Source organism: Nonomuraea guangzhouensis (assembly GCF_019396345.1).
Lineage (GTDB): Bacteria > Actinomycetota > Actinomycetes > Streptosporangiales > Streptosporangiaceae > Nonomuraea > Nonomuraea guangzhouensis.
In genome coordinates this window covers 62,464-85,601 of sequence record NZ_JAHKRM010000043.1, presented here as the reverse complement: position 1 = coordinate 85,601, position 23,138 = coordinate 62,464, and the positions used below count along the sequence as shown (strand labels likewise).

The following is a 23,138-nucleotide window of genomic DNA, read 5'->3' as shown; positions in this document are numbered from 1 at the left end:
CGTTGGTGAAGCGCCTACGCGCTCTGCGTGGCGTCCGGCCAGTACGGGGGCGGGGCCTGCTGGGCGGCGGCCACGATGGCCGAGCCGTCGAGTGCGACGATGCTCAGCTCGATGCCGCCGGCGGGCCACTCCACGCCGAGTTCGAAGATCTCCACGGGTGGCAAGGGCCAAAGCCACAGCCCTATGGTCGTGAGACCCGAGTCTTCGTCACCGCTGCGCTGCGAGAAGCCGCCGAGCAGCCAGGAGAGGCGCGGACCCGGTGGCGGCCCCTGCGGGGGTGGTGTTCCGTCCAAGCGCTGCCCGACGGTGGTGGCCTTGGTGCCGTCGGCGAAGCGCACACCGAACCGCAGCAGGCTGTCAGGTAACTGCCCGGCGCGCGCCCCGGCGATCATGTTGGGGAACACGGACATGCTGAGGGCCGTGAACTCATCGGGGGAGAGCGCGTGCCGTCGCAGGTCGATGTTCACGTTCATCAGGCAGCCGGTTCTGAACGCCTGGATCGTCGGCAAGGTGATGGCGACATTCTCACTGCGGGCCAGCAGCAGGCCGCTGACCCACGCCACGCCCATCTCTCCCGCCGGCGGGGCATACCAGCCCGGCAGCCCAGGCTTCGGCGGGCGCGCCGCTTCTTCGTCCGCCGAGGGGGGCTCGAAGAACATAACCCCACCATACGGAAATCGTTCTTGAGTTGCGCCGCGCCTATGGGTGGATATTGGGGCAATCGAACGAAGCCGTTATGGGCAATCCGTCGGTCACCGTTACGGCGCGCATCAGGTGCGGCCGCAGGAGCTCCGCCCGCTGCCTGCGCACACCGGCGGCGAGGGCGGCGTCGGTGAGCGCGGCCCCGATCCACTCGGCATCCACGCCCCGGCCGTCGCCCCGGCTGATCAGCGGCTCTCCGGCGGCCCGGTTGCCGCACACCGCGCGCAACAGGTGGCGGATCTCTGGCGACACCGGGAACGCGACGATGCCGTCACGACCGCCGCGCAAGGTGATCAGGGTGAGCTGGCCGTCGCTCGCCAGGGGGTGGACGTCGTGGGCGGTCAAAGCGGCCAGCGCCTCCACGGAGGTGCCGGTGGCCTCCAGCAGGGCGACGGCGAGAGCCTCGGCCCACCGGCCGTCGTCGGCCAGCCGCATGACCCCTTTTCGCAGCAGGCGCCGCTCCGCCGGGGTGGGCGGCGGCGCGCCGGTCACCTCGCGGCGGGGCCGCACCGCGCCGTATCGCCAGGCGAAGGCGTAGAAGGAGGCCAGCGTGGCGCGTCGCCTGATCACCGTCGCCCTGGCCAAGGGCTTGCCGGGCGTGCCCACGCCGGTGATGAGGGCGGCATAGCTGTAGGCGTCCAACTGGGCGTCGGTGGCCGCGAGCAGTTCGAGGGCTGGTTCGGTCGCGTACAGCCAGCGCAGGAACGAGGCCAGGACCCGCAGCCGGGTCTGTCGCTGGGGAACGGAGGAGTTGTCGCGCAGCCAGGCCGTCACCACCTGCCGCGTCAGCGGATCCAGCGCGTCCACGAGCTCGACGTCGGCTCCAGGGACGTCGCCCCCGTCACGAGGGCGCAGGCGCGGCCGCAATCCCGCGATCTGGCCGACGCTGGCCGGCTCCGGATCGCTCTCGGGCCACAGGGAGGCGGAGGCGAGGTCGCCCCCGGACGTGTGGGGGACCCGCTGGGCGGTGTCCGCTTCGACCATGCTCAGCACGCGACCGACGCGGCGACCAGGGCGGCGTTGAACCTCGCGGAGGCCCCGCCGGCCGACCCGGAGGCGTGAAGGACGTGGCGGCCCATGCCTGACAGACCCATCATGATCTAGATGATCTCATGAAGCACCACCAACAATCCTCGCCTCAGGAGTTGTCACCTTCATCGAGTGCGTCCGCCCGTGTCACCACGCCCCCTGACCGACGTTCTGGCATGTGCGCGCCTTTCCTCGGGCGAGATGGTGCCCCATCGGCACTCACCTGATAGGCGTTCCATGGAGTTCCAGAACGACGATTCCGGCACATCACGTCAGGGCAGCGCCGTACGCGAGATCGCCGAGAACATCGCCGACCTCGAGCAAGGCCACTACTTCCGCTGTTACTGCGCCCCTTGGCCGGCCGGGAGCTTCTCGGCCTGTTCGGTGGGTTCAGGGGTGGGCTCGGGGCTGGAGCACTGTCCTTGGCAGTAGCCGTTGGTCACGATGAGCCGCCCACGAGCGGGTGTGTAGGAATCGGCTTCGGAGGAGACGATCACGCCCTGGCAGGTCGGGCAGACGATCGGGGGGTTGGCTGTCATGAAAGCCCTTTCGGCACCATGGTAAGAGCGCTGCGTACGCGTTCCCGGAGGGAGGCTTCTATCCAGGAAACGAGTGTTAACACCAGCAATGCCGGATTCGAAGGCATCTAGGCTGGTGTCATGGCCACCGACGATCTGATGACCAGGGCGCTCGAAACGCTCGGGGACGACGGCCCGCTGTCGGTCGAGGTGCTCCACCGCCTCGCCGACCTGACCGACGCGCCCGAGTCGATGATGATCCACGAGGTCGCCGACCTCCTCGACGTCTCGCCTCACACGCTGCGCTACTACGAGCGGGCCGGGCTGGTCGAGGTGGCCCGCGACGGCAACGGTCATCGCGTCTACGACGCCGCGGCGGTGCGGCGCCTGGTGTTCCTCACCCGGATGAGGCTGTCCGGCATGCCGATGCGTGACCTGCAGCACTACGTCTCGTTGGTCGACGCGGGGGAGGGCACGGTGCCCGAGCGGCTCGACATGCTGCTCGAACATCGCGACACCATCCGCCGCCGGATCCGTGAGCTGTCCCTCTCCCTCGCGGCGACCGAGTACAAGATCGTCACGTACGGGGGCTCGACCGGGTCGAACGTCCGGCACCCCGGCCCCGCCACCGGCGGCGACCGCACGACACTGCCGCACCAGCCGACCCGCCGGTCACTACCGGCGGAATGAGAGATCCCGGCGCGGCGGTCAGGCGCGCATGTTCGCGCCGCCGTCGATGGCCCACACCTGGCCGTTGATCCACTCGGCGTCGTCGGACAGCAGGAAGGTCACGACCGCGGCCAGGTCGCTCGGGCGGCCCAGCCGGGTGGTGGGGACGTGCTCCAGGAACATCTTCTGGAGCTGGACGTCGTTCTGCGCCTCCTGCGTCTCGCCCATGACCAGGCCGGGCATCACTCCGTTGCAGCGCACGCCCTTGGGGCCGAAGCTCCCGGCGATGTGCCGGGTGAGCGCGTTGACCGCCGACTTCGATGCACCGTAGGCGGGGCGCTTGCGGTCGCTGGCGCTCACCGCGGCGCCGGAGGAGCAGTTGACGATGCTGCCGCCGCCGCCCGCCAGCAGGTGCGGCAGGACGGCGCGGGCCGTACGGACATAACCCACGACGTTGACGTCCAGAGTGCGTTCCCACACGTCCAGGTCGGTGTCGAGCAGCGACCTGTCGCGCCCGAGGTTGCCCGGCGACAGGTCCGCGCCGACGTTGAACAGGCCGTGCACGGCGCCGAACTCCTCGAGCGTCTTGGCGACCATCGCGTTGACGGAGTCCTCGTCGGCGAGGTCGAAGCGGAGCGCGATCGCCGAACCGCCGGCCTCGGTGATCTTGGCGGTGGTGGCCTGCGCCCCGGACAGGTTGATGTCGCCGACGACGACCTTGGCGCCTTCCTCCGCGAGCCTGATCGCGGTGCCCGCGCCGATGCCGGTCGCCCCGCCGGCCACGATGATCGTCTTCTCCGTCAAGCCACGCATTGTCCGCTCCGATCGGCGTCAGCAAACGTACACATATGTACGCTTCTATCGGCGCTAAACGTACAGTCGTGTACGTTTCATCGCAAGTTAGGGTTGGACCGTGCGTGAGAGTGGGTTGCCAGTGACACGGAAGGACGCCGCCCGCAACCGGGACCGGCTGCTCGCCGCGGCCCGGCGGATGTTCGCCGAACACGGCCACGACGTCGCGCTGGAGGAGATCGCCCGGGAGGCGGGGGTGAGCCGGACCACGATCTACCGCAACTTCGCCACCCGCGAGGAGCTCGCGGCGACGGTCTTCGCCGACAACGTCGCCCAGATCGAGGAGCATGCGGCCGGGCTGCGGGGACAGCCCGGCGGCGCGGTCAAGCTGTTCGACTTCGTCCTGGACATGCAACTGGACAACCGCGGCCTCGCCCAGGTCCTGTCCAGCGTCGACCTGCGCTGGTTCATGGAACATCACCGCCGCATCGCGGCCTGCTTCGAGCCGCTCCTCGACCACGGCCGCGCGGCCGGCGTCGTCCAGCCCGTCGTCGACGTCGACGACCTGATGCTCGCCATCTCCATGGGTGAGGCCGCCGTCAGCAGCCGCGACGCCGCGCGGCGCGACGACCGCCACAAACGCGCGCGGGAGCTGCTGCACCGCGCCCTTTTCACCCGCTGACGCCGGGCTTTGTCGCAGACCTTACGTGCGACGGTGGTGGGCCGGTGTGGCCCGGATGGCATTTTGTAGGTTCCCTACAACGAAGCGACCCCGGCACGCGTCATGGTCACCATTGGTTAACCACCCGGCAATCGAGCAGGGTATAGAAACAGGTGTAGGCGACGCTCCGGGACCCGGACGTCGCCTTCTGTGCGGGTACTTGGGAGGCTCAGCCGGTGTTCAGTCGTGTCGCCATCGTCAACCGTGGAGAGGCCGCGATGCGGCTCATCCACGCCGTCCGGGATCTTTCTGCGGAAACCGGGACACGGATCGAGACGGTCGCCCTCTACACCGACGCCGACCGCAACGCGACCTTCGTCCGTGAGGCGGACGTCGCCTACCCGCTGGGCCCCGCCTCGGCCCGCCCGTACCTCGACCACGCCGTCCTGGAACGCGCGCTGGTGGAGACCGGGGCCGACGCCGCGTGGGTCGGCTGGGGGTTCGTCGCCGAGGACCCGGCGTTCGCCGAGCTGTGCGAGAAGATCGGCGTCACCTTCGTCGGGCCGAGCGCGGAGGCGATGCGCAAGCTGGGTGACAAGATCGGCTCGAAGCTGATCGCCGAGGAGGTCGGCGTCCCGGTCGCGCCGTGGAGCCGCGGCGAGGTCGCCACCCTCGAGGACGCGCTGCGCGCCGGCGACGAGATCGGCTACCCGCTGATGCTCAAGGCGACCGCGGGCGGCGGCGGGCGCGGCATCCGCATGGTCGCCTCGGCGGAGGACCTGGCTGACGCCTACGAGCGCACCAGCCAGGAGGCGCTGCGCGCGTTCGGCTCCGGCGTGGTCTTCCTGGAGCGCCTGGTCACCGGCGCCCGGCACGTCGAGGTTCAGGTCATCGCCGACGGGCAGGGCACCGCGTGGGCGCTGGGCGTCCGGGACTGCTCGGTGCAGCGGCGCAACCAGAAGATCATCGAGGAGTCCGCCTCCCCGGTCCTGGCGATCGAGCAGGTCGCCGAGCTGAAGGCGGCGGCCGAGCGGCTCGCCGTGGCCGTCGAATACCGCGGCGCGTGCACCGTCGAGTTCCTCTACCACCCCGGCGAGAAGCTGTTCGCCTTCCTTGAGGTCAACACCCGGCTGCAGGTCGAGCACCCGATCACCGAGATCACCACCGGCACCGACCTGGTCCGGCTGCAGTTGCACGTGGCGGGCGGCGGGCAGCTCGAAGGCGACCAGCCGGTCGAGGCCGGCCACGCCATCGAGGCCCGGCTCAACGCCGAGGACCCCGACCGCGACTTCGCACCCGCACCGGGCCGCATCGCGCGCCTGGTGCTGCCCGCCGGGCCCGGCATCCGCGTGGACACCGGCGTCAGCGAGGGCGACGTCATCCCGGCCGACTTCGACTCGATGATCGCGAAGGTCATCGCCTACGGCCGCGACCGCCGGCAGGCGCTGGGCCGGTTGCGCCGCGCGATGGCCGAGACCACGGTGATCATCGAGGGTGGCGCGACCAACAAGAGCTTCGTCCTCGACCTGCTCGACCAGCCCGAGGTGATCGACGCGAGCGCCGACACCGGCTGGATCGACCGCGTACGCGCCCAGGGCCGCCTGGTCAGTCACCGGCACTCCGCGGTCGCCCTGGCCGCCGCCGCGATCGAGGCGTACGAGGACGAGGAGGAGGTCAGCCGCCAGCGGCTGCTGTCCACCGCGCACGGCGGCCGCCCGCAGGTCCAGCACGACTCCAGCCGCCCACTGAGCCTCAAACTCCGCGGCGTCGGCTACCGGGTGAGCGTGGCCCGGGTCGGGCACAAGCGGTTCCGCGTCGGCATCGCCGGCGGCGGTGACACCCCGGCGGACGTCGAGGTGGAGCGGTTCGACGAGCACAGCGGCCAGATCGTGGTCAACGGCCGCCGCTTCCGGCTGGTGTCGGCCACGCACGGGCCGATCCACCTGGTCGAGGTCGACGGCGTCACGCACCGGATCAGCCGCGACGAGGGCGGCGTCGTCCGCTCGCCCGCGCCCGCGCTGGTGGTCGCGACGCCGGTGTCGGCCGGCGACGAGGTCGAGTCGGGCGCGCCGCTGCTGGTGCTGGAGAGCATGAAGATGGAGACGGTGCTGCGCGCGCCGTTCCGCGCCCGCGTGCGTGAGTGCCCGGTGACGGTGGGCAGCCAGGTGGAGACCGGCGCGCCGCTGATGCGGCTGGAGCCGCTGCTCGACGAGGGCGCCGAGGAGGCGGAGTCCGCCGCCGAGACCGTGGAGATCGAGCTGCCCGCCGAGCCCGCGGCGGCCTCCGCGGCCGAGCGCGTCGAGCGCGGCCTGCAGGACCTGCGCAGCCTGCTGCTCGGCTTCGACGTCGACCCGCACGACCACAAGCGGGTGCTGTCGGCCTACCTGGCCGCGCGCGCCGAGCTGGGCGGGCGGCTGCTCGAGGGCGAGCTGGACCTGCTGACCGTGTTCGCCGACCTGTCCGAGCTGAGCCGCAACAGGCCGCGCGGCGAGCTCGACGTCGAGCCGGACAGCCAGGTGCACAGCCCGCGCGAGTTCTTCCACAGCTACCTGCAGAGCCTCGACGTCGAGCGGGCCGGCGTCAGCGAGAGCTTCCAGGCCAAGCTCACCAAGGTCCTCGCCCACTACGGCATCGCCGACCTCGACCGCACGCCGGAGCTGGAGGCCGCGGTCTTCCGAATCTTCCTGGCCCAGCAGCGGATGAGCACCGACGTCGCGATCGTGTCGGAGCTGCTGCGCCAGTGGCTGGCCGGCGCGCCGCCGCTCGAGTCGCTCGGCGAGCGCGCCGGGCTCACCCTCGAGCACTTGGTCGAGGCCACGCAGGTGCGCTTCCCCATGGTGTCCGACCTGGCCCGTGGCGTGGTGTTCCGCTGGTTCGCCCAGCCGTTGCTGCGCCGCAACCGCGCCAAGGTCTACGCCGCGGTCCGCGACGACCTGCGTTACCTGGACCGCGAGCCGGACGCGCCGGACCGCGCCGAGCGGATCCAGGCCATGGTGGCCAGCGCCGAGCCGCTGGTCCGGCTGATCGGCCAGCGGATCGGCCGGCCAGGGCTGGACCACGCGCCGCTGCTGGAGGTGCTGACCCGCCGCTACTACGGCAACCGCGGGCTGTCCGAGGTCACCACGCGGGAGAGCGCGGGCTGCCGGTTCGTCACCGCCGAGCACACCGGCTCAGGCGGCGCGACCCGCGTGGTCACCACCGCCGTCGACATCGCCGCCCTGCCGGACGCCATCGACGCCGTCGCCACGTTCGCCGCCGACGTCCCCGAGCGCGGGCTGGTCGCCGACCTCTACGTCACCTGGGAGGAGCAGCCGGACGCCGACGAGATGGCGGTACGGCTCGGACGGCTGCTCGACGAGCACCCGCCGCCCGCAGGCGTCCGCCGGATCACCGCCACCGTCGCCGGCACCAGCGGCGCCGTGATGCACCACCACTTCACCTTCCGGCCCGACGGAGCTCGCGAGGCGGGCTTCGCCGAGGACCGGCTGATCCGCGGCCTGCACCCGCAGATCGCCCGGCGCCTGCAACTGCAGCGGCTGCGCGAGTTCGACCTGACCCGGCTGCCGTCGGCCGACGAGGAGATCTACCTGTTCAAGGCCGTGGCGCGCAGCAACCCGGCCGACGAGCGGCTCATCGCGATGGGCCAGGTCCGCGACCTCACGCCGCTGCGCGAGGCGGACGGCAGGCTGGTCGCGCTGCCCGCGGTGGAGGACGCGATCACCGCGGGCCTGGACGCGATCCGCAACATCCAGGTGCAGCGCCCCCAGAACAAGCGGTTCGACACCAACCGGATCATGATGTACGTCTGGCCGTCGACCGAGCTGTCGACCGATGAGCTGAACATGCTGGTCCAGCGGATCCTGCCGACCACGGCGGGCGCGGGGCTGGAGGAGGTGCTGTTCGTGGCCCGCCAGCGCACCGCCGCCGGTGAGCTGAGCGAGGTGGCCGTGCGGATCGCCCTCGACCCGGGCCACGGCGCGCACCTGGAGGTCGGCAAGCCGTCGGCGGAGCCGGTGCAGCCGCTGGACGACTACCGCCAGAAGGTGCTGCGCGCGGCCCGGCGCGGCAACGTCTACCCGTACGAGCTGACCGGTCTGCTCACCGGGCCGGCGGGCGGCTTCGTCGAGCACGACCTCGACGAGCACGGCGCGCTCGTGCCGGTGGACCGGCCGAAGGGGAAGAACTCCGCGGCGCTCGTGGCGGGCGTCGTCACCACGCCGACCGAGCGGCACCCCGAAGGCGTCACCCGCGTGATCCTGCTCGGCGACCCGACGAAGTCGCTGGGCGCGCTGTCCGAACCGGAGTGCGCGCGGGTGATCGCCGCGCTCGACCTCGCCGAGCGGATGCGGGTCCCGCTGGAGTGGTTCGCGCTGTCGGCGGGCGCGCGGATCTCGATGACCTCGGGCACCGAGAACATGGACTGGGTCGCGGCCGCGCTCAAGCGGATCGTCACGTTCACCCAGGCGGGTGGCGAGATCAACATCGTGGTCGCCGGGATCACCGTCGGCGCCCAGCCGTACTGGAACGCCGAAGCGACGATGCTCATGCACACCAAGGGCATCCTGGTGATGACGCCGGACTCGGCGATGGTGCTCACCGGCAAGCACTCGCTGGACTTCTCCGGCGGCGTGTCGGCCGAGGACAACTTCGGCATCGGCGGCTACGACCGCGTCATGGGGCCGAACGGCCAGGCACAATACTGGGCGCCCAATCTGCCGGCCGCCCGCGACGTGCTGATGGCGCACTACGACCACACCTACATCGTGCCCGGCGAGACGGCGCCGCGGCGGGCCTGCACCACCGACCCGGCCGACCGCGACGTCTCCGGGTTCCCGCACGCGATCGCCGGCAGCGACTTCAGCACCGTCGGCCAGATCTTCTCGGCCGAGCACAACCCGGACCGCAAGAAGCCGTTCGACATCCGCACGGTGATGCGCGCCGTGTCCGACCAGGATCACCCGGTGCTGGAGCGCTGGGCGGGCATGGCCGACGCGGAGACGTCCGCGGTGCAGGACGCGCACATCGGCGGCTGGCCGGTCTGCCTGGTCGGCATCGAGTCGCGGTCGGTGCCGCGGCGCGGCTTCCCGCCCACGGACGGGCCGGACACCTACACCGCGGGCACGCTGTTCCCGCGGTCGTCGAAGAAGACCGCGCGGGCGATCAACTCGGCGTCCGGCAACCGGCCGCTGGTGGTGCTGGCGAACCTGTCCGGGTTCGACGGCTCGCCGGAGTCGATGCGCAAGCTCCAGCTGGAGTACGGCGCGGAGATCGGCCGGGCGATCGTCAACTTCGACGGGCCGATCGTGTTCTGCGTGATCTCCCGCTACCACGGTGGCGCGTTCGTGGTGTTCTCCAAGGCGCTCAACCCGAACATGACCGTGCTGGCGCTGGAGGGCTCGTTCGCCTCGGTGCTCGGCGGTGCCCCGGCGGCTGCCGTGGTGTTCTCCGGTGAGGTCAACAACCGCACCGCGACCGATCCGCGGGTGACCGAGCTGCAGGCGCAGGTCTCGGCGGCCAGCGGCGCCGCCCGAGCGGCGCTGAACGCCCGGCTCGCCGAGGTGCAGTCCGCCGTCCGGGCGGAGAAGCTCGGCGAGCTCGCCGCGGAGTTCGACCGGGTGCACAGCATCCAGCGCGCGGTCGAGGTGGGCTCGGTGGACGCGATCATCAGCGCCGCCGAGCTGCGGCCGCGGATCATCGAGGCCATCGAGCACGGCATGAAGCAACGCTGACGCCTCCCGGCCCGGCTTTTGAGGTCATGGACGTTAGTACGTCTGGTCTTGGTCGGGCCGGGTGGTGCTGTGGCACAGCACCAGATCGGCGCAGAAGTAGCACTTTTGACGTGCTCCTCGCCCTGAAGAGGCGAGGATTCCCGTGCTGCGTAAGCAGCAGTTCATGCCGCGTAAGCAGCACGAACTGTGGAACAGGATGCTTGACGCTTCACCGACCCGCCTACCGGCAAGTCTCCACGTCCTGTCACCGCCCGTCCGGCGGCCTCGTTGTACCAATGAACCCCAGGAAGCGATCTCACGGCCAGCTTGGTTATCGCTTGCCAGTTCGATCACCGAAACCTTACAGTACGTGACTGATGCGTCGCAAGCAGTTCTGGCCGCTGCACGCGCTCGCCCCAGAGGGCACCGCGTCGCCCATTGGCGGCGTGATGATCCTCAAAATCGGCGGGGGATGCGTGGTGAACATCGACAACAAGCTCCGCGGCCCTGCTGCCCACTCCCCCACCCCACCAGGTTCCGGGTCGTCGGGGCCCCCGACGGCGTCCGGTTCCAGGACGAGCGAACCGGTGGCGTGGTGTACGCCGATCCCAACCTCAAGCCCTATACCCAACTCTCCGTGAGCGGGCCTGGCCAGATCCCGCCTTACTCGACCTGGACCGTCGAACCTCTGCCGGACGAGTCAGACGAATTCCTCACCATCAGACTGGCCGGCACCGACCGGCACATCGGACGGCACTTCGCCGAGGACCGCAGCCTGCTGCCCAAGCGGGTCCTGCTGCTTCCTCCGGGGGTCCAGGCTCAGCTGTGGACCATCGAGCCGGTCGGCTGATCTTGCGCGTCTCCACGCGCGCTCCTGCTGCGCGCGGTAGCGTCGGGATCAGGTTCGCTGAGCGGAAACGTCGCTTTCGGCGTGATAGGTCGTACGGGAAGTCGGAGGTGATCACGGTGCATCCGGTCTCATGACAGCCCCACCCCGGGGTGTCACGGAGCCGAAAGGTGACCGTATGAGCAAGACCGACAAGACCCGGCCCTGGTGGGTGCGGATGGCCGACGCGCCGATGGCGACCTGCCTGCCCGTACACGATCACCGGTTCGGGCCGTGCACGCTGCCGGACGAGATCACCGCCGACAGCGCGTCGCTGGGCCACCGCATGGACGGCTGTTACTGGCGCGCCACCGCCTACCCCCAACACCTCTTCGGTTACGGCCACGCGAACCGGGAGTGGTACTACTTCCGGCGCGAAGATCGCCGCCGCAGCCGTCGCCAGGCGCGCCGCGAACTACGTGCCTATCACCGCGAGGACTGAACGAAGGCAAGGGCCCGCGCACGCCGCGCGGGCCCCTTTTCTTTCTAATGCGGAAATGGCCGGACGTTCGGGCCGAAAACAAGCCCGCCTTTCCCCGGAAATCGTTGTGGCAAAAAGGGGTCACACGCCTTGTCCGGCCGCACTTATGAGCGCACAGTCGAGGCACCCGTCTAGTGAAATGGAGTCGTTTATGGACGGCACGTTCTCGCCACATCGCCGCGGGAAAAACCTCGTACGACGTCTCTTATCGGCCGGCCTCGCAATGTTCACGGTAGCCTTTCTCGTCGCGCCGCCCGCACAGGCCCAGGCGCTGCCGACGCCGAAGGAATTCGTGACGAACCTCGACCTGGAATGCTTCAGGACGACCCTGTACCAGCCGCCGGCCGTCACGCTGCAGTTGCGGCACCTCAACCCCGTTCTCGCCAATCAGCCGACCGTGCAGGTCACGCTCGGACAGCGCGAGCAACTGTGCGTCCCGGTGGCCAAGAACAACGTGATCCCGCCGTCGCCCGTGCTTGATTTCATCAGGTTCGTCGACCTGTCGTGCTACCGGGTCACCGGCCCCTCGATCAACCTGTCCCTGGCGCTGCGCCATCTCAACCCGGTCCTGCAGAACGTGCCGGGCATCCAGGTCCTCCTGAACGCGCCTCAGCACCTGTGCGTCCCGGTGGCCAAGAACGGCGTGATCCCCGCCCCGGATGTCCTGCGGCTCATCTCGCACATTGACCTGCTGTGCTACGCGCACACGCCGAACCCGGCCATGGGCGTCGGTCTTTCCCTCACCCAGCTCAACCCGGTGCTGACCAACCAGATCCCGCCCGCGGACGTCCGGGTCGCCAATGCCCGTCAGCTCTGCGTACCGGTGCAGAAGTCAGGTGACGACATCCCGTCGGACGTGCGGTCCATCGTGCAATGGGTCGATCTGGAGAAGTTCGACATCGTCGCCCCGACCATCCCGACGGTGGGGCTGAACCTCACCCACCTCAACCCGGTGCTGGCGAGGGTGCTGCCGGCCGAGGACGCGAGACTGACCGGTGCCCTGCAGTTGGCCGTACCGGTTTCCAAGAACGGGTTGATCCCGCCTGGCTGAACCACTGCGGCCGGCCTGGATCGGGATATCCTGAGCCAGGCTGGCCGCGCTTGTCGCCATTCTTGTGTCCGTATTATCGGCGCCGCTCTATATATATTCGGAGGCTTTTCTTTTTCAGTGGGTCATCTGTCACAGCCGCCGTCCCTGTTCGGGCGGATCCGCGGCCGGCGTACCTCCCGCAGGCCCTTGTACGCGTACGGGTCGGCGCCGGCGACCAGGACGATGTCGCGGTGGTCCGCCTGCGCCATGGGCGTCCCCGCCGGAGGCGCGTCCCAGGGCAGCAGCGACTCGGCGCTCATGTAGTGATTGACCAGGGCCCGCCGATAGCCGCCTTTGGCGGTGTTGGGCAGCGACTTGTGCAGCAGGTAGCCGTTGAACACGACCGCGGAGCCTGCCTCGACCTCCACGGGCACCGCGTCGGAGTCCTCGAACGGGAAGCCGTACGACTCCACCGTGCAGTCGTAGCGCGGATCATCGTGCTCGCGGTTCGGGTAGACCACGCCGGACCGGTGCGAGCCGGGCAGCACCCAGAGGCAGCCGTTCTCGACGGTGGCGTTGTCGAGTGCGAGCCAGACCGCCGTGAGCGAGCGGTCGCGGGTCGGGATGAACATCTCGTCCTGATGCCAGGCCTGGCCCGGCTCGCCTTCGGACTTGATGAACAGCATCGACTGCATGGCCTTCACGTTCGGGCCGATGATCGTGGTGAGCGGGGAGACGATCGCCGGATGGCGCATGGCGGCGAGCATCTCCGCGGAGAGTTTGTGCGGGTAGTGGACGCAGAGGAAGCGGCGAAGGACGTCGTCGTCGGTGTCGGCGGGCCCGGCGGGGAGCGCCCCCTGGACGTCGCCGAGTTCGCCGCGGCAGATGCGGACGGCCTCTTCGACCAGCTTGCCGACCTCGCCGGGGCTGAACGCCTCCCGGAGGACGAGGAAGCCGTCGCGCTCGTACGTGCTCTTCAGGTCGGTGTTCGTCATGGCACCATCCTCAGCGTGACAATCAGTAGCCGCGGACCCGCGGCCAGGCCAGTTCGAAGCCGTCGGCGGTCAGTTCGGTCTGGAAGCGTTCGAGGGCGGCGGGGTCCTCGTGGACCTGCGCGGGCTCCAGCCCATGCCGCAGGCAGTGCGCCGCCAGCGCGCCGGCCGCCTCGCCGATGTTCCACTCCACCGGGTGCAGGCGGTAGCAGCCGTTGGTGATGTGCGTGGTGCCGAGGTTCTTCCCGGCGGCCAGCACGTTGCGCGCCCGGACCGGCAGCAGCGCGCCCAGCGGGATCTGGAAGGGGCAGCTCGCCACGTCGATGTAGTTGTCGCCGCCGGTGGAGGGGTGCAGGTCGATGCGGTACATCCCGATGCCCACGGTGTCGGGGTAGGCGACCGCGCCGTGCTCGCCGCGTACCGCGAGTGACAGGTCGTGCTCCACGACCGTGCGGCGGGCGAGGATGCGCCGCGACTCGCGGATGTAGGGGCTCTTGGCCAGGCCGTCGGCGGTTCCCATGACGTCGGGCCGCAGCCGCAGCCCGGGCCAGCCGGTGCCGCCGTCGGGGCGGGGCGCCTCGGTCTGCAGCCAGTAGAGCATGCTGAGCGCCTGGTCCCTGGAGCCCTGGAGATGCCGGGCCTGCTCGTCGTCGGTGACGCCGATCAGCGGGCCGGGCAGGTAGTCGATCTGCGGCCAGTTGACGATGACGACGTCGCTGGCCACGAAGCCGGGCTCGAACACCTCGCGGCACACGACGCGCCGGAACACCCACAGGTCCTTGTCGCCCGGGCCGCGGCTCTGGTCGGCGACGACCGGGCCCGAGGAGGCGTGCGGCACGAACGTCCGCGGCGTCGGTTCCAGTGTGCGCGGGTCGGGCGCGACGAGGCTGAGCAGCCGGTCCGGCCAGAAGGGTGGCCGGTAGTCGCGCCAGAAGGCGTACGTGCCGGGCCGGTCGATGGTGTGGTCCTCGCCGGCGCGGTGCTCGACGGCGAAGACCCAGGAGAACGCCTGCATGTTGGCCGGCTGGGCGTCGGCGGGGGCGCTGGGCTCGCCGGTCTCCTTGGCCGATTCGAAGCCGGTGACGTGCTCGATCCCGGCCAGCGGCAGCAGGTCGCCCAGCTCGGTGGCGTCGAGCACGTACGCCGCGCGGACATGGAACGGCTCGCCGTCCGGGCCCGCGAAGGTCACTCCGGCGACCCGGTCCCCGTCCACGTCGGCGGCCATCGGCCGGTGCCGATAGCGGATCGTCAGCCGCCCGGCCGCGAGATAGGGGCCGACCATGGCGGCCAGCACCGCGGCGGCCACCCGCGGCTCGCAGCAGAGCCTGCTGACCGTGCCGCGCCCCGGGTTGAGGTCGGGCGCCTCCAGCGACTCCCTGGTCAGCGGGTACCAGGTGCGGTAGTGATCGCGGATGGCCTCGCGCAGCCTGCGGTAGGAGCGGGTCGCGCCGAACTGCTCGATCCACGGATGCTCGTCCGGCGGCACGCCCTGGCTGGTGAGCTGGCCGCCCAGCCAGTCGGTCTCCTCGGTGAGCACGACGGTGCGGCCGCGCCGCAGCGCGGCCAGCGCCGCGGCGACCCCGCCCATCCCGCCCCCGACCACCAGCACATCGGCCTCGGCACCCGTCATGCGTCACCTTTCTCGAAGAAGTCGACCTCGCCGCGTTCCATGAGGACGATGAGGCTCAGCAGCGCGCCCCAGGTCTGGAACGGCTCGCTGTTCGGTTTGTCGCACGCGCCGCCGTGGCCGCTGGAGTAGTTCTCGTGCACATGGCGGTGCTCGTTCCATTCCTTCAGCACCAGCCGGGAGCTGCCTTCGGCCAGCCACGTGGCCGCGGACCGTTCGCCGGCGCGCAGCAGGCCCAGGTAGACGAGGAAGTTCACCGGCGGCCACGCCCGTCCCGCCCAGTAGCTGCCTTCGCCGACGTCGACCGGCTCGCCGCGCGGTGACGTGGGCAGCAGCCATTCGCCGCCGAAGCCGTCGTCGGTCATCAGGTGCTCGGCCACCATGCGCCGGGTCCGTTCCCCAGCGCCGACGCCGGCCAGCAGGGGGTAGAAGCTCATCGTGGACAGCCGCTCGGTCGGCAGCCCGGTGTCGGTGCGCCTGCTGCGGTAGATGCCACTCGGTTCGTCCCACAGGGTTTCCATCGCCGCCACGACGGTCGCGTGCCGCTCGCGCAGCTCCGCCGCGGCCGCCCGGTCGCCGAGGATGTCGGCGAGGTCGGCGAGCGCCTCGCAGTCGGCCGCGTACAGGCTGTTCATCCCCACGTCGTGCGCGGCGAGCAGGCTCTTGGCCTGGTCGAAGGGCACGTCCTCGAAGACGGGGTGGCCGTCCCAGCCGGTCTCGCAGGTCGCGCCGAAATGCTGGTGGATACGGGGGATGTCCTGCGGTGAGGGGAACTCGGGGTCGAAGTACGTCGAGCCGGCGCACAGCAGGTCGCCGTCCCTGCGTACCCGCCACCACCAGCGGTTCCAGGACAGCAGCGGCTCGAAGGTCTCCTCCAGGAACCACCGGTCGCCGAACCTGCGGTAGAGCTCGCGGACCACCAGCGAGCCCACCGGCGGCTGGGACCCGTCGTAGGTCTTGCGGCCGGTGCCCTGCTCGACGTTCGGCACGAAACCCGCCGGCGTCAGGGCGCGCAGCATCTCCACGGTGTTGACGTAGGCGAGTTCCCTGCTCGACACGGCCGCCAGCAGCGCGTTGAAGAAGGCGTCCCAGCAGAACAGGGCGTAGCCGCCGCGCTTGCCGACGTTCCAGAGCCGGCTGACGGTCGTGAGCACGCGGGAGCGCGCGGGTTCGTAGATCGTGTTCCACGAGATGGCGTCCCTGACGATCTCGCGGTGCTGCGCTGCGGGGTCGGTGCCGGCCGCGCCGATCTCGGTGGCGGCGCGGGCGACGATCTCCGCGATCTCCGGCAGGTCGCGGGCGCGGCCGGTGCTGATTCCGACGGCGCCGGTCAGCTCCATCGCCAGGTACGGCCCGTCGATGTCGGTGTAGGGGTCGTCGACGTGCGGGGCGGTGCAGAAGACCTGTACGGTCCCGCCGGGTCCGTCGGCGGTGATCCGGTCCCCGTCGCGGGTGACGGAGCCGGGGCGGTTCCACAGGTAGCCGACGCCGACGGTCAGCAGCGCGCTCCTGCGCTGGTTGGCGGTGGGGGTCACCAGCACGACCAGGTCGTCACTCACGTGCGCCGTCCGCACCTGGATCGTGATGCCCGCCCACGTCACGGTCGTCTCGGTGTAGCGGCCGTCGTAGGCGTGCCGGCCCAGGGTGACGGTCTCCGCGCCTTCGGTGCGGCGGCCGATCTGGGCGGCGCGCAGTGAGGTGCCCCGGTAGTACTCCTTCAGGCCGAGGGACAGGCCCAGGGCGTCGGGGAGGAGGACGTGGGTGAGCACGCTGCGTGTGTCCCAGGTGTTCCACCCTCGGGCGAGCGAGGCCTGGATATGGGCGTAGTTCGTCATGCGTTCCTTCGGGGGATCCACACGCGCATGGCGTGCGGGCCGCGGTTGGCCCAGGCGTAGTAGGGGATCAGCGTGATGTCCGTGGACCGCGCCGGCGCCGGCGGCTGCCCGTACGGCAGGTACGGGGACCCCGCCGGTCCCCGCGCGAGCGCGCCGTCGGCTCTGAGCACGGTCACGCCGTCGAGCAGGTCCGGCCTGTGTTCAGGCCGCGGCGGCGTGGCGGGATCGAGGCGGAGATCCTCCAGGATGACGCCGGCCGGCTGGTCCGGCTGTTCGACCGCGTAGACCAGCGGCCCACGCGTGACGGCGACGCATCCGCGTGTGGCGTCCACGCGGTCGTCGGCCACCAGGACCCGGGCGGGCATGGGCATCCGCAACCGCAGCTGATCGCCGGGCTGGAACACCCGGCGCGTACGGGCGTAACCGCCGGGCGCCACCGGCTTGTCGTCCACGGTGGATCCTTCGGCCCAGTCCGGCATGCGCAGCGCCAGTTCCACCTCACGCCGCGGCGCCTCTCGTACGGTGACCGTGACCAGGCCGTCCCACGGGTAGTCGGTTTCGACGTCCACGGTGAGCCCGCCCGAGGTCAGCGTGCTCTGGGCGTACAGGTGCACCTGGAGCCCGTCCTCCGTGCCGGTCGCCAGGTACGCGGGCAGGCCGGCCAGCGTACGCATCACGTTGGGCGGGCAGCAGGCGCAGTTGAACCACGGGCGGCGGCCGTGCGCCGGTGACCGCTGCACATCACCCCGTGCGCCGGTCCGCCGGTGCAGCGTGTTGACGTAGAAGTAGTCCGCTTCGCGCAGCGACACCGCGGGCAGCAGGGCGTTGTACACCAGCAGCTCGATCTGGTCGGCGTAGACCGATTCGCCGGTGGCCAGCAGCAGCCGCCACGCCCACTGCATCGCCCCGATCGCGGCGCAGGTCTCCGCGTACGCCCGATCGGGCGGCAACTCGTACGCCTCGCCGAACGCCTCGCCGTCCCAGCGTGAGCCGACCGCGCCGGTGATGTGCTGCTTCTGTCGGCGCATCGTGTCGTACTGCCGGCGTACCGCGGCCAGCAGCGCGGCGTCGCCGGTCTCGATGGCGACGTCCGTGGCGCCCGCGGCGAAGTAGAGGGCGCGCACCGCGTGCCCCTCCAGCGTCTCGGCCTCGCGTACGGGAAGCCGGTCGGAGTAGTGGGCGGGGTCGCCGTAGTGCGAGGGGTCGAAGCCCGGTTTCGCGGCATGACCGTGCCCGCGGGCTTCGACGAAGTGCCGAGCCAGGTCCAGGTACCGGCGCGTACCCGTCTGCCGGTACAGCTCGACCAGCGCCATCTCCACCACGGGGTGCCCGTCCAGCTCACCGCGCCGATCGGGCCCGAACGTGTCGGCGAGATGGTCGGCGAACCGGGTGGCGACCCGCAACAACTGGACCTCGCCGGTCGCGCGGGCCGCGGCCACCGCCGCCTGGATCAGGTGGCCGGCACAGTACAGCTCGTGGCTCGTCCACAGCCGCGCGTACCGTTCCTCGCCGCGGAGCTGGATGGCGGAGTTGAGGTAGCCGTCGTCGCGCTGCGCCGCGGCGATCGTCCGGCTGAGCCGGCGCAGGTGGTCCAGCAGCCCTTCGTCGGGACTGTGCGCGTACTCCCAGGCGACCGCCTCCAGCCATTTGTAGACATCGGAGTCCCAGAACGAGGCGCCTTGGGCCGTGCCGGTGGCCTCATTCGCGGCGATCCGGAGGTTGCCGAGATGGCCCGCTTCGAGCAGCCGTTCATGTCCGAGGGGGAGCGCGGCGCGGTTGGCCTCCAGCCGCCGCGCCCAGAACCCGCCGACCACGCGGCTGCCCGAGAGCGGCAGCGGGCGCAGGGCCACCGCAGCGGTCGAGGTGGGTACGGCGGGGCCGCCGGCGGCCGTCACGCTTGCGCCTGCCGGCGGAACCGGACGGCGTCGGCGATGACCACACCGTCGGCGGCGTCGCTCAGCTCGACATACCCGTCGAGGCCGGCCCGGAAGGAGAAGGTGCCCAAAGACTTCCACTCGCCCATGCGGATGTCGGGCACCCCGCGCACCTTCTGGTTGACAGGCACCGCAGTCGTGCCTTCGGCGTGGTGAACGACGTAGGGGGCGTTGGTCGCCCGATTGGGGTCGGCCGCGTAGGAGACGAGCACCTCGTAGCGGTCGTCGCCCGGGAGCGCCGGTCGCCACCGCGCGGTGTTGGCGCCGGTGCCGCGAGCGTGCGTCAGGTAGTTGAATCCGTAGTAGCCGGGGACGCCTCTGCTGCTCGGCCAGGTGCCGGTGGTGTCGAAGCCGAGCCCGCCGTTGTCGACGGTGACCTCCTCGCGGACGTCCGGCGAGGCGGCCGCCTCGATCAGGCTCAGCTGATCGAGCGAGATGGCCGTACCGCCGCCCCGGCCGGCGCCGGCCAGCGTGAAGCGGATGGTGTGCGGGCCGGGCCGCAACCGCTTCCGGTCCAGCAGGACGACGTCGTAGCCGTCACCGCGGAACGCCGTCAGATCCACCGTGGAGGTGCGTGGCGTCTTCCCGTCCACGGTCACCGTCATGAGGCCGCCGTCCCCGGTTCGGTAGTAGCGCAGCCATAATTCCCGCGCATCGCGCTGGAGGACGAAGAAGGGGTACTCGATGTAGTCCCCGGTCGCGGCGGGGGCGAAGGCGGCGCGGGCACCGCCGCGCGCGGTGGCTTCGCTCACCACGGTCACCGTTCCGCCGGACGTGTGGGCACGCGCCGTGTGACCCAGGTCGTACGTCGTCTCGGTCAGCTTCGGACCGGTGGTCAGGCTGTCCCGGCCCTGCGTCAGCCACTCAAGGTTGAACCGGGCGGCGGCCACGCGCCGCGGGGTGCCGTCGAGGTCGCCGTCGCAGCCGTACAGAAGGATGATCGTGCCGTCGGACAGGCGCGCCAGGTCCGAGTAGTAGCCCCGGCCCGCGTTGACGGAGCGGGCGTACCTGAAGGAGTCGCCTTCGTCGTAGCTCACCGCCACCGTCATGTTCCAGCGCATCGGCGCGTCGGGCCGGCTGAACAGCACGCGGTTGACATCCCCGCTGCCTGGTCCGCCGGAGTAGCGCACGAGGCCCGTGTCGACGCCGTTGAAGAGGCTGGGGCTGAAGTTCATGGTGGGGGGTGACCAGGTCAGACCGCCGTCCGAGCTGACCGCGATGTCGCGCGGCCAGTCGTTGCCCGAACCTGGCCGGCTGTTCATCAGCACCGTGCCGTCCTCGCGCTGCACCAGCCTGGCCTCCCCGACCACGGGATAGCCCGTGGCCATCGGCACCTCGCCGCCGGCCTGCCACGTGCGGCCGTGGTCGTCGCTGTAGAGGGACGAGGCGCCGTAGTGGCGATCGGCGGCGGGGACGCCGCTGATGATGGTCCGGTGGGAGACGGTGAGGAGCAGCCGGCCCGAGTCGAGCTGGATGCCGTGACCGGGCCCCGGGCCGTGCATCGCCCAGTTGTACGGGAAGTGGTCGAAGAGACCGGCCAGGCTGCGCGGCTCGCTCCAGGTGGCACCGCCGTCCTTGCTGGAGATGACGTACACCGTGCTGGAGTCGGCGGAGCAGCTGGTGTTCTCCGGCAACTGCACGCAGAGCCCGTGGAACAGGAACACCTCGCCCGTCGTCCGGTCCACCACGAAGGTGGGGTTGGACCAGGACTGGCCGTCGACGGAGAGCGCCACCGTCTGGGACGGGGTCCAGGTCTGTCCCTTGTCGGTGCTGCGGCGGACGAGCAGGTCGTGCGGACCGGCGTCGCACACCAGGTGCCGGCCTTCGGTGCAGGCCAGGATCGTGTCGTCGGGCAGTACGGCGAGGGCGTGCACGTGGTAGCTGGCCAGCGGATCCACGGCGGAGTCCCACAAGGTGGCCTCCCCGAAAAAGGGTGCGGCCGCGGAAGCTGCGGCGGGGGAGGGTAAGGCGGTCGCGGCGGCACCTGCGGCGAGCCCCAGGGCGAACGTCCGTCGGCTGATGGGCATGGGCATACGACTCTCCTCGGCTGAACTTCCTGAGGACAGGACTGGGCGGTTTACTCGGGTTGCAGGGCGCCGGGCCGCACGAGGTCGTGCAACTCGGCCAGCGCGGTACGCAGCGCGGCGAGCTCGGATTCGGTGAAAGGCTGGAACGGCGCTGCGGCGTGGGGCGGGCAGAGCCCCAGCTCGTGCAGCGCGGTCTTGATCACGACAATGCCGCTGGAGGCCGGCCGGATCGCGAAGAGCGCGGCCAGCCGGTCGACGTCGCCCTGCCGGGCGGCCGCGGCGGCGTGGTCTCCATCGCGGCCGGCCTGGAGCAGGTCGACGCAGAGCGCCGGCGCGAGCATGCCCACGCCCGGCACCAGCCCGGCGGCCCCCAGGCGCAGCCCTTCGGCGAGCTGCCGTTCGGTGCCCTGGGCCACCTGGAAGGCGGGCCGTTCCCGGGCGAGGGCGCAGAACTCGGCGAGCAGGGTGGTGTTCCCCGAGCTGTCCTTCAGGCCGACGACGTCCGGCTCGTCGAGCAGCCGGCGGAGGAGAGACGCGGGGATCGGGTTGCCGGTGTAGCCGGGACTGTTGTAGATCACGACGGGCCTGCCGTGGCCGGCGGCGGCGCGGAAGTGCGCGTGCAGTTCGCGTTCGGTATGCCGGAAGTAGGACGGCGCGAGCACGACCACGGCGTCCAGGTCGAGGTCGTCGAGGCACTCCATGCGCTGGAGGGTCTCCCGGGTGCCGGTGCCGGCGGCGGTCACCATGATCCGGGCGGACGCCCCGGCCAGCTCGCGCCACATGGCGGCCACGTCCACCGCGTACGCACGGACGGCGTCGGCGGGCAGCAGCGGGCCCTCGCCATTGGTGCCCGCCAGCATCAGCGTGGTGACGCCGCCGGCCGCGAGGTGCGCCAGCAGCGGCCGGACGGCCGGTGGGTCGGGCCGCCCCCGCCGGTCGAGCGCGGTGACGAGCGGGATGATCACTCCGGCGACCGGATGGCCGGCCGGGTCGGCAACGGTGGTCATGGGACGTGGGACCTCCCTCGGCGAGTGATCCGGACGGTACCTGCGATCAGTCCCGGGCGCCAGACGCTTATGGGTATTAGCATCTCCGCCACTTTGCCGGGGGCTCTTTTCGCCCAGGTCCATTGACATCTCACAGAATCGAGAGCAAGACTTTGCGATCACCGGATCAGGCGTATTAGCAGGAGGCTCGGATGAGTCGCGGACCGGTGCGAAGACCGACCCAGGCCGACATCGCGCGCCTCGCGGGGGTCAGCCAGGCCACCGTCTCGCTGGTGCTGAACGAGCGGAACGACGTCCGGATCAGTTCGACGACCCGGGAGCGGGTGCTGGCGGCGATCCGCGAGTGGGGCTACGTCGCCAACGCGTCGGCGCGATCCCTCGCCGGCGGCCAGAACAAGATCCTCGGGGTGTACACCTTCGAACCGGTCTTCCCGACGACCAGCGTGGACTTCTACTTCCCGTTCCTGCTCGGCATGGAGCAGGCGGCCGCGGACCTGGGCTACGACCTGCTGATGTTCACCAGCGTCGGTGGCGAGCGGCAGGTCTTCCGCGACGGGGCGACCCGGCTGTCGCTCGCGGACGGCGCGCTGCTGCTCGGCCGCGACCCGAACGTCGAGGAGATCGAACGGCTGCGCGACACCGGCTACCCGTTCGTCTACGTGGGACACCGGGAGGTATCCGGAACGCCGATCTCCTACGTGGCGGCCGACTACGCCCGAGCGACCCGGCAACTCACGGAACGGCTGTTCGAGCTGGGGCACCGGCGCATCGCCTACGCCCGCATCGGCGACGGCGGGGCGCAGCCCAGCCAGGACCGGGAGAAGGGATTCCGGCGAGCGATGCCCGCCGGGGAGACCAGGCGGCTCACCGGCCCGGTATGGACGCTGGAGTCCCCCGACGACGTGCCGGGCCTGCTGGCGGAGATCCGGCACGGCGGCATCACCGCCGTGGTGGCGGAGCAGATCCTCCTGGCGGAGGAGCTCCTGACGTGCGCCCAGCGGCACGGGATGTCGGTCCCGGACGACCTGAGCATCGTCGTGCTGGGTGACTCCACCGGCGCGCCCCGCACGGGCACGCCCTGGACCGGCCTGGTGGTCCCACGTGAGCAGATGGGCCGGCAGGCCACCCACCTGCTGGTGCGGCTGCTGGAGACGCCTGAGCAGGAGGCTTGCCGAGAATACGTCGAGTGCCCCCTCATGCCGGGCGCGACGGTGGCCCCACCAAGGAGAGAGCAGTGACC

Annotated in this window: 17 protein-coding genes; 7 read left to right on the top strand and 10 right to left on the bottom strand. The window is 70.8% G+C overall.

All coding sequences use genetic code 11. The annotated features are described in order from the left end of the window. Positions 1-14 precede the first annotated feature (14 nt). The 3 genes from KME78_RS55170 to KME78_RS55160 form a co-directional block, all read right to left on the bottom strand. Complete coding sequence (locus tag KME78_RS55170; protein WP_219538074.1) at positions 15-659, bottom strand: hypothetical protein; 645 nt, start codon at positions 657-659, stop codon at positions 15-17. A gap of 40 nt (positions 660-699) precedes the next feature. Then, complete coding sequence (locus tag KME78_RS55165) at positions 700-1,686, bottom strand: site-specific integrase (RefSeq protein WP_219538073.1); 987 nt, start codon at positions 1,684-1,686, stop codon at positions 700-702. A 386-nt stretch (positions 1,687-2,072) separates the two neighbouring features. Then, positions 2,073-2,270 (bottom strand): hypothetical protein, encoded by a 198-nt coding sequence (locus KME78_RS55160; protein ID WP_219538072.1) that lies wholly within the window; start codon positions 2,268-2,270, stop codon positions 2,073-2,075. Positions 2,271-2,390: 120 nt separating this feature from the next. On the opposite strand from KME78_RS55160, the gene KME78_RS55155 reads away from it, so the two are divergent. Beyond that, positions 2,391-2,939 carry a MerR family transcriptional regulator gene (locus KME78_RS55155; protein ID WP_219538071.1) on the top strand — a complete coding sequence of 183 codons (549 nt, stop codon included), beginning with the start codon at positions 2,391-2,393 and terminating at the stop codon, positions 2,937-2,939. Between the two features lie 18 nt (positions 2,940-2,957). On the opposite strand, the gene KME78_RS55150 is transcribed toward KME78_RS55155, so the two are convergent. Beyond that, positions 2,958-3,722 carry an SDR family NAD(P)-dependent oxidoreductase gene (locus tag KME78_RS55150; RefSeq protein WP_219538070.1) on the bottom strand — a complete coding sequence of 255 codons (765 nt, stop codon included), beginning with the start codon at positions 3,720-3,722 and terminating at the stop codon, positions 2,958-2,960. Between the two features lie 130 nt (positions 3,723-3,852). Here KME78_RS55150 and KME78_RS55145 point away from each other — a divergent pair, with 130 nt between their 5' ends. The 5 genes from KME78_RS55145 to KME78_RS55125 all read left to right on the top strand — a co-directional run bounded on the left by KME78_RS55145 (position 3,853) and on the right by KME78_RS55125 (position 12,497). Further along, a complete protein-coding gene (locus tag KME78_RS55145) occupies positions 3,853-4,392 on the top strand; it encodes a TetR/AcrR family transcriptional regulator (RefSeq protein ID WP_219538069.1) in 540 nt (179 codons plus the stop codon). A 215-nt stretch (positions 4,393-4,607) separates the two neighbouring features. Further along, positions 4,608-10,100 (top strand): ATP-binding protein, encoded by a 5,493-nt coding sequence (locus KME78_RS55140; RefSeq protein ID WP_219538068.1) that lies wholly within the window; start codon positions 4,608-4,610, stop codon positions 10,098-10,100. A 616-nt stretch (positions 10,101-10,716) separates the two neighbouring features. After that, on the top strand, positions 10,717-10,929 hold the full coding sequence (locus KME78_RS67715) for an I66 family serine proteinase inhibitor (protein WP_219538067.1): 213 nt from the start codon (positions 10,717-10,719) through the stop codon (positions 10,927-10,929). A 175-nt stretch (positions 10,930-11,104) separates the two neighbouring features. Next, positions 11,105-11,407 carry a hypothetical protein gene (locus KME78_RS55130; protein ID WP_219538066.1) on the top strand — a complete coding sequence of 101 codons (303 nt, stop codon included), beginning with the start codon at positions 11,105-11,107 and terminating at the stop codon, positions 11,405-11,407. A gap of 262 nt (positions 11,408-11,669) precedes the next feature. Further along, positions 11,670-12,497, top strand: coding sequence for a hypothetical protein (locus KME78_RS55125; RefSeq protein ID WP_246654547.1), 828 nt, complete (start codon positions 11,670-11,672; stop codon positions 12,495-12,497). 122 nt (positions 12,498-12,619) lie between these two features. Here KME78_RS55125 and KME78_RS55120 read toward each other — a convergent pair whose 3' ends face one another. From KME78_RS55120 to KME78_RS55095, 6 genes are read right to left on the bottom strand one after another with little or no spacing between them, the layout of a single operon-like run. Then, positions 12,620-13,471: a phytanoyl-CoA dioxygenase family protein gene (locus KME78_RS55120; protein ID WP_219538064.1), complete on the bottom strand. Its 852-nt coding sequence runs from the start codon at positions 13,469-13,471 to the stop codon at positions 12,620-12,622. 22 nt (positions 13,472-13,493) lie between these two features. Then, complete coding sequence (locus KME78_RS55115; protein ID WP_219538063.1) at positions 13,494-15,098, bottom strand: FAD-dependent oxidoreductase; 1,605 nt, start codon at positions 15,096-15,098, stop codon at positions 13,494-13,496. Next, positions 15,095-16,930: an MGH1-like glycoside hydrolase domain-containing protein gene (locus tag KME78_RS55110; protein WP_219538062.1), complete on the bottom strand. Its 1,836-nt coding sequence runs from the start codon at positions 16,928-16,930 to the stop codon at positions 15,095-15,097. Before KME78_RS55110 ends, KME78_RS55115 begins: the two co-directional genes overlap by 4 nt. Then, positions 16,927-18,825: a glycoside hydrolase family 127 protein gene (locus KME78_RS55105; RefSeq protein ID WP_219538061.1), complete on the bottom strand. Its 1,899-nt coding sequence runs from the start codon at positions 18,823-18,825 to the stop codon at positions 16,927-16,929. The genes KME78_RS55110 and KME78_RS55105 overlap by 4 nt, the downstream gene beginning before the upstream one ends. Next, positions 18,822-20,897: a golvesin C-terminal-like domain-containing protein gene (locus tag KME78_RS55100; RefSeq protein ID WP_219538060.1), complete on the bottom strand. Its 2,076-nt coding sequence runs from the start codon at positions 20,895-20,897 to the stop codon at positions 18,822-18,824. Before KME78_RS55100 ends, KME78_RS55105 begins: the two co-directional genes overlap by 4 nt. Positions 20,898-20,941: 44 nt before the next feature. Continuing rightward, complete coding sequence (locus KME78_RS55095; protein ID WP_219538059.1) at positions 20,942-21,898, bottom strand: dihydrodipicolinate synthase family protein; 957 nt, start codon at positions 21,896-21,898, stop codon at positions 20,942-20,944. A gap of 191 nt (positions 21,899-22,089) precedes the next feature. Here KME78_RS55095 and KME78_RS55090 point away from each other — a divergent pair, with 191 nt between their 5' ends. Beyond that, entirely contained in the window at positions 22,090-23,136 is a 1,047-nt protein-coding gene (locus KME78_RS55090) for a LacI family DNA-binding transcriptional regulator (RefSeq protein WP_219538058.1), read from the top strand. Positions 23,137-23,138: the final 2 nt, after the last annotated feature.

Bases quoted from the DNA above. Each gene is read 5' to 3' on its own strand.
- KME78_RS55170 (WP_219538074.1), bottom strand. From the start codon at position 659: ATGTTCTTCGAGCCCCCCTCGGCGGACGAAGAAGCGGCGCGCCCGCCG.
- KME78_RS55165 (WP_219538073.1), bottom strand. From the start codon at position 1,686: ATGGTCGAAGCGGACACCGCCCAGCGGGTCCCCCACACGTCCGGGGGC.
- KME78_RS55160 (WP_219538072.1), bottom strand. From the start codon at position 2,270: ATGACAGCCAACCCCCCGATCGTCTGCCCGACCTGCCAGGGCGTGATC.
- KME78_RS55155 (WP_219538071.1), top strand. From the start codon at position 2,391: ATGGCCACCGACGATCTGATGACCAGGGCGCTCGAAACGCTCGGGGAC.
- KME78_RS55130 (WP_219538066.1), top strand. From the start codon at position 11,105: ATGAGCAAGACCGACAAGACCCGGCCCTGGTGGGTGCGGATGGCCGAC.
- KME78_RS55125 (WP_246654547.1), top strand. From the start codon at position 11,670: ATGTTCACGGTAGCCTTTCTCGTCGCGCCGCCCGCACAGGCCCAGGCG.
- KME78_RS55120 (WP_219538064.1), bottom strand. From the start codon at position 13,471: ATGACGAACACCGACCTGAAGAGCACGTACGAGCGCGACGGCTTCCTC.
- KME78_RS55115 (WP_219538063.1), bottom strand. From the start codon at position 15,098: ATGACGGGTGCCGAGGCCGATGTGCTGGTGGTCGGGGGCGGGATGGGC.
- KME78_RS55110 (WP_219538062.1), bottom strand. From the start codon at position 16,930: ATGACGAACTACGCCCATATCCAGGCCTCGCTCGCCCGAGGGTGGAAC.
- KME78_RS55100 (WP_219538060.1), bottom strand. From the start codon at position 20,897: ATGCCCATGCCCATCAGCCGACGGACGTTCGCCCTGGGGCTCGCCGCA.
- KME78_RS55095 (WP_219538059.1), bottom strand. From the start codon at position 21,898: ATGACCACCGTTGCCGACCCGGCCGGCCATCCGGTCGCCGGAGTGATC.
- KME78_RS55090 (WP_219538058.1), top strand. From the start codon at position 22,090: ATGAGTCGCGGACCGGTGCGAAGACCGACCCAGGCCGACATCGCGCGC.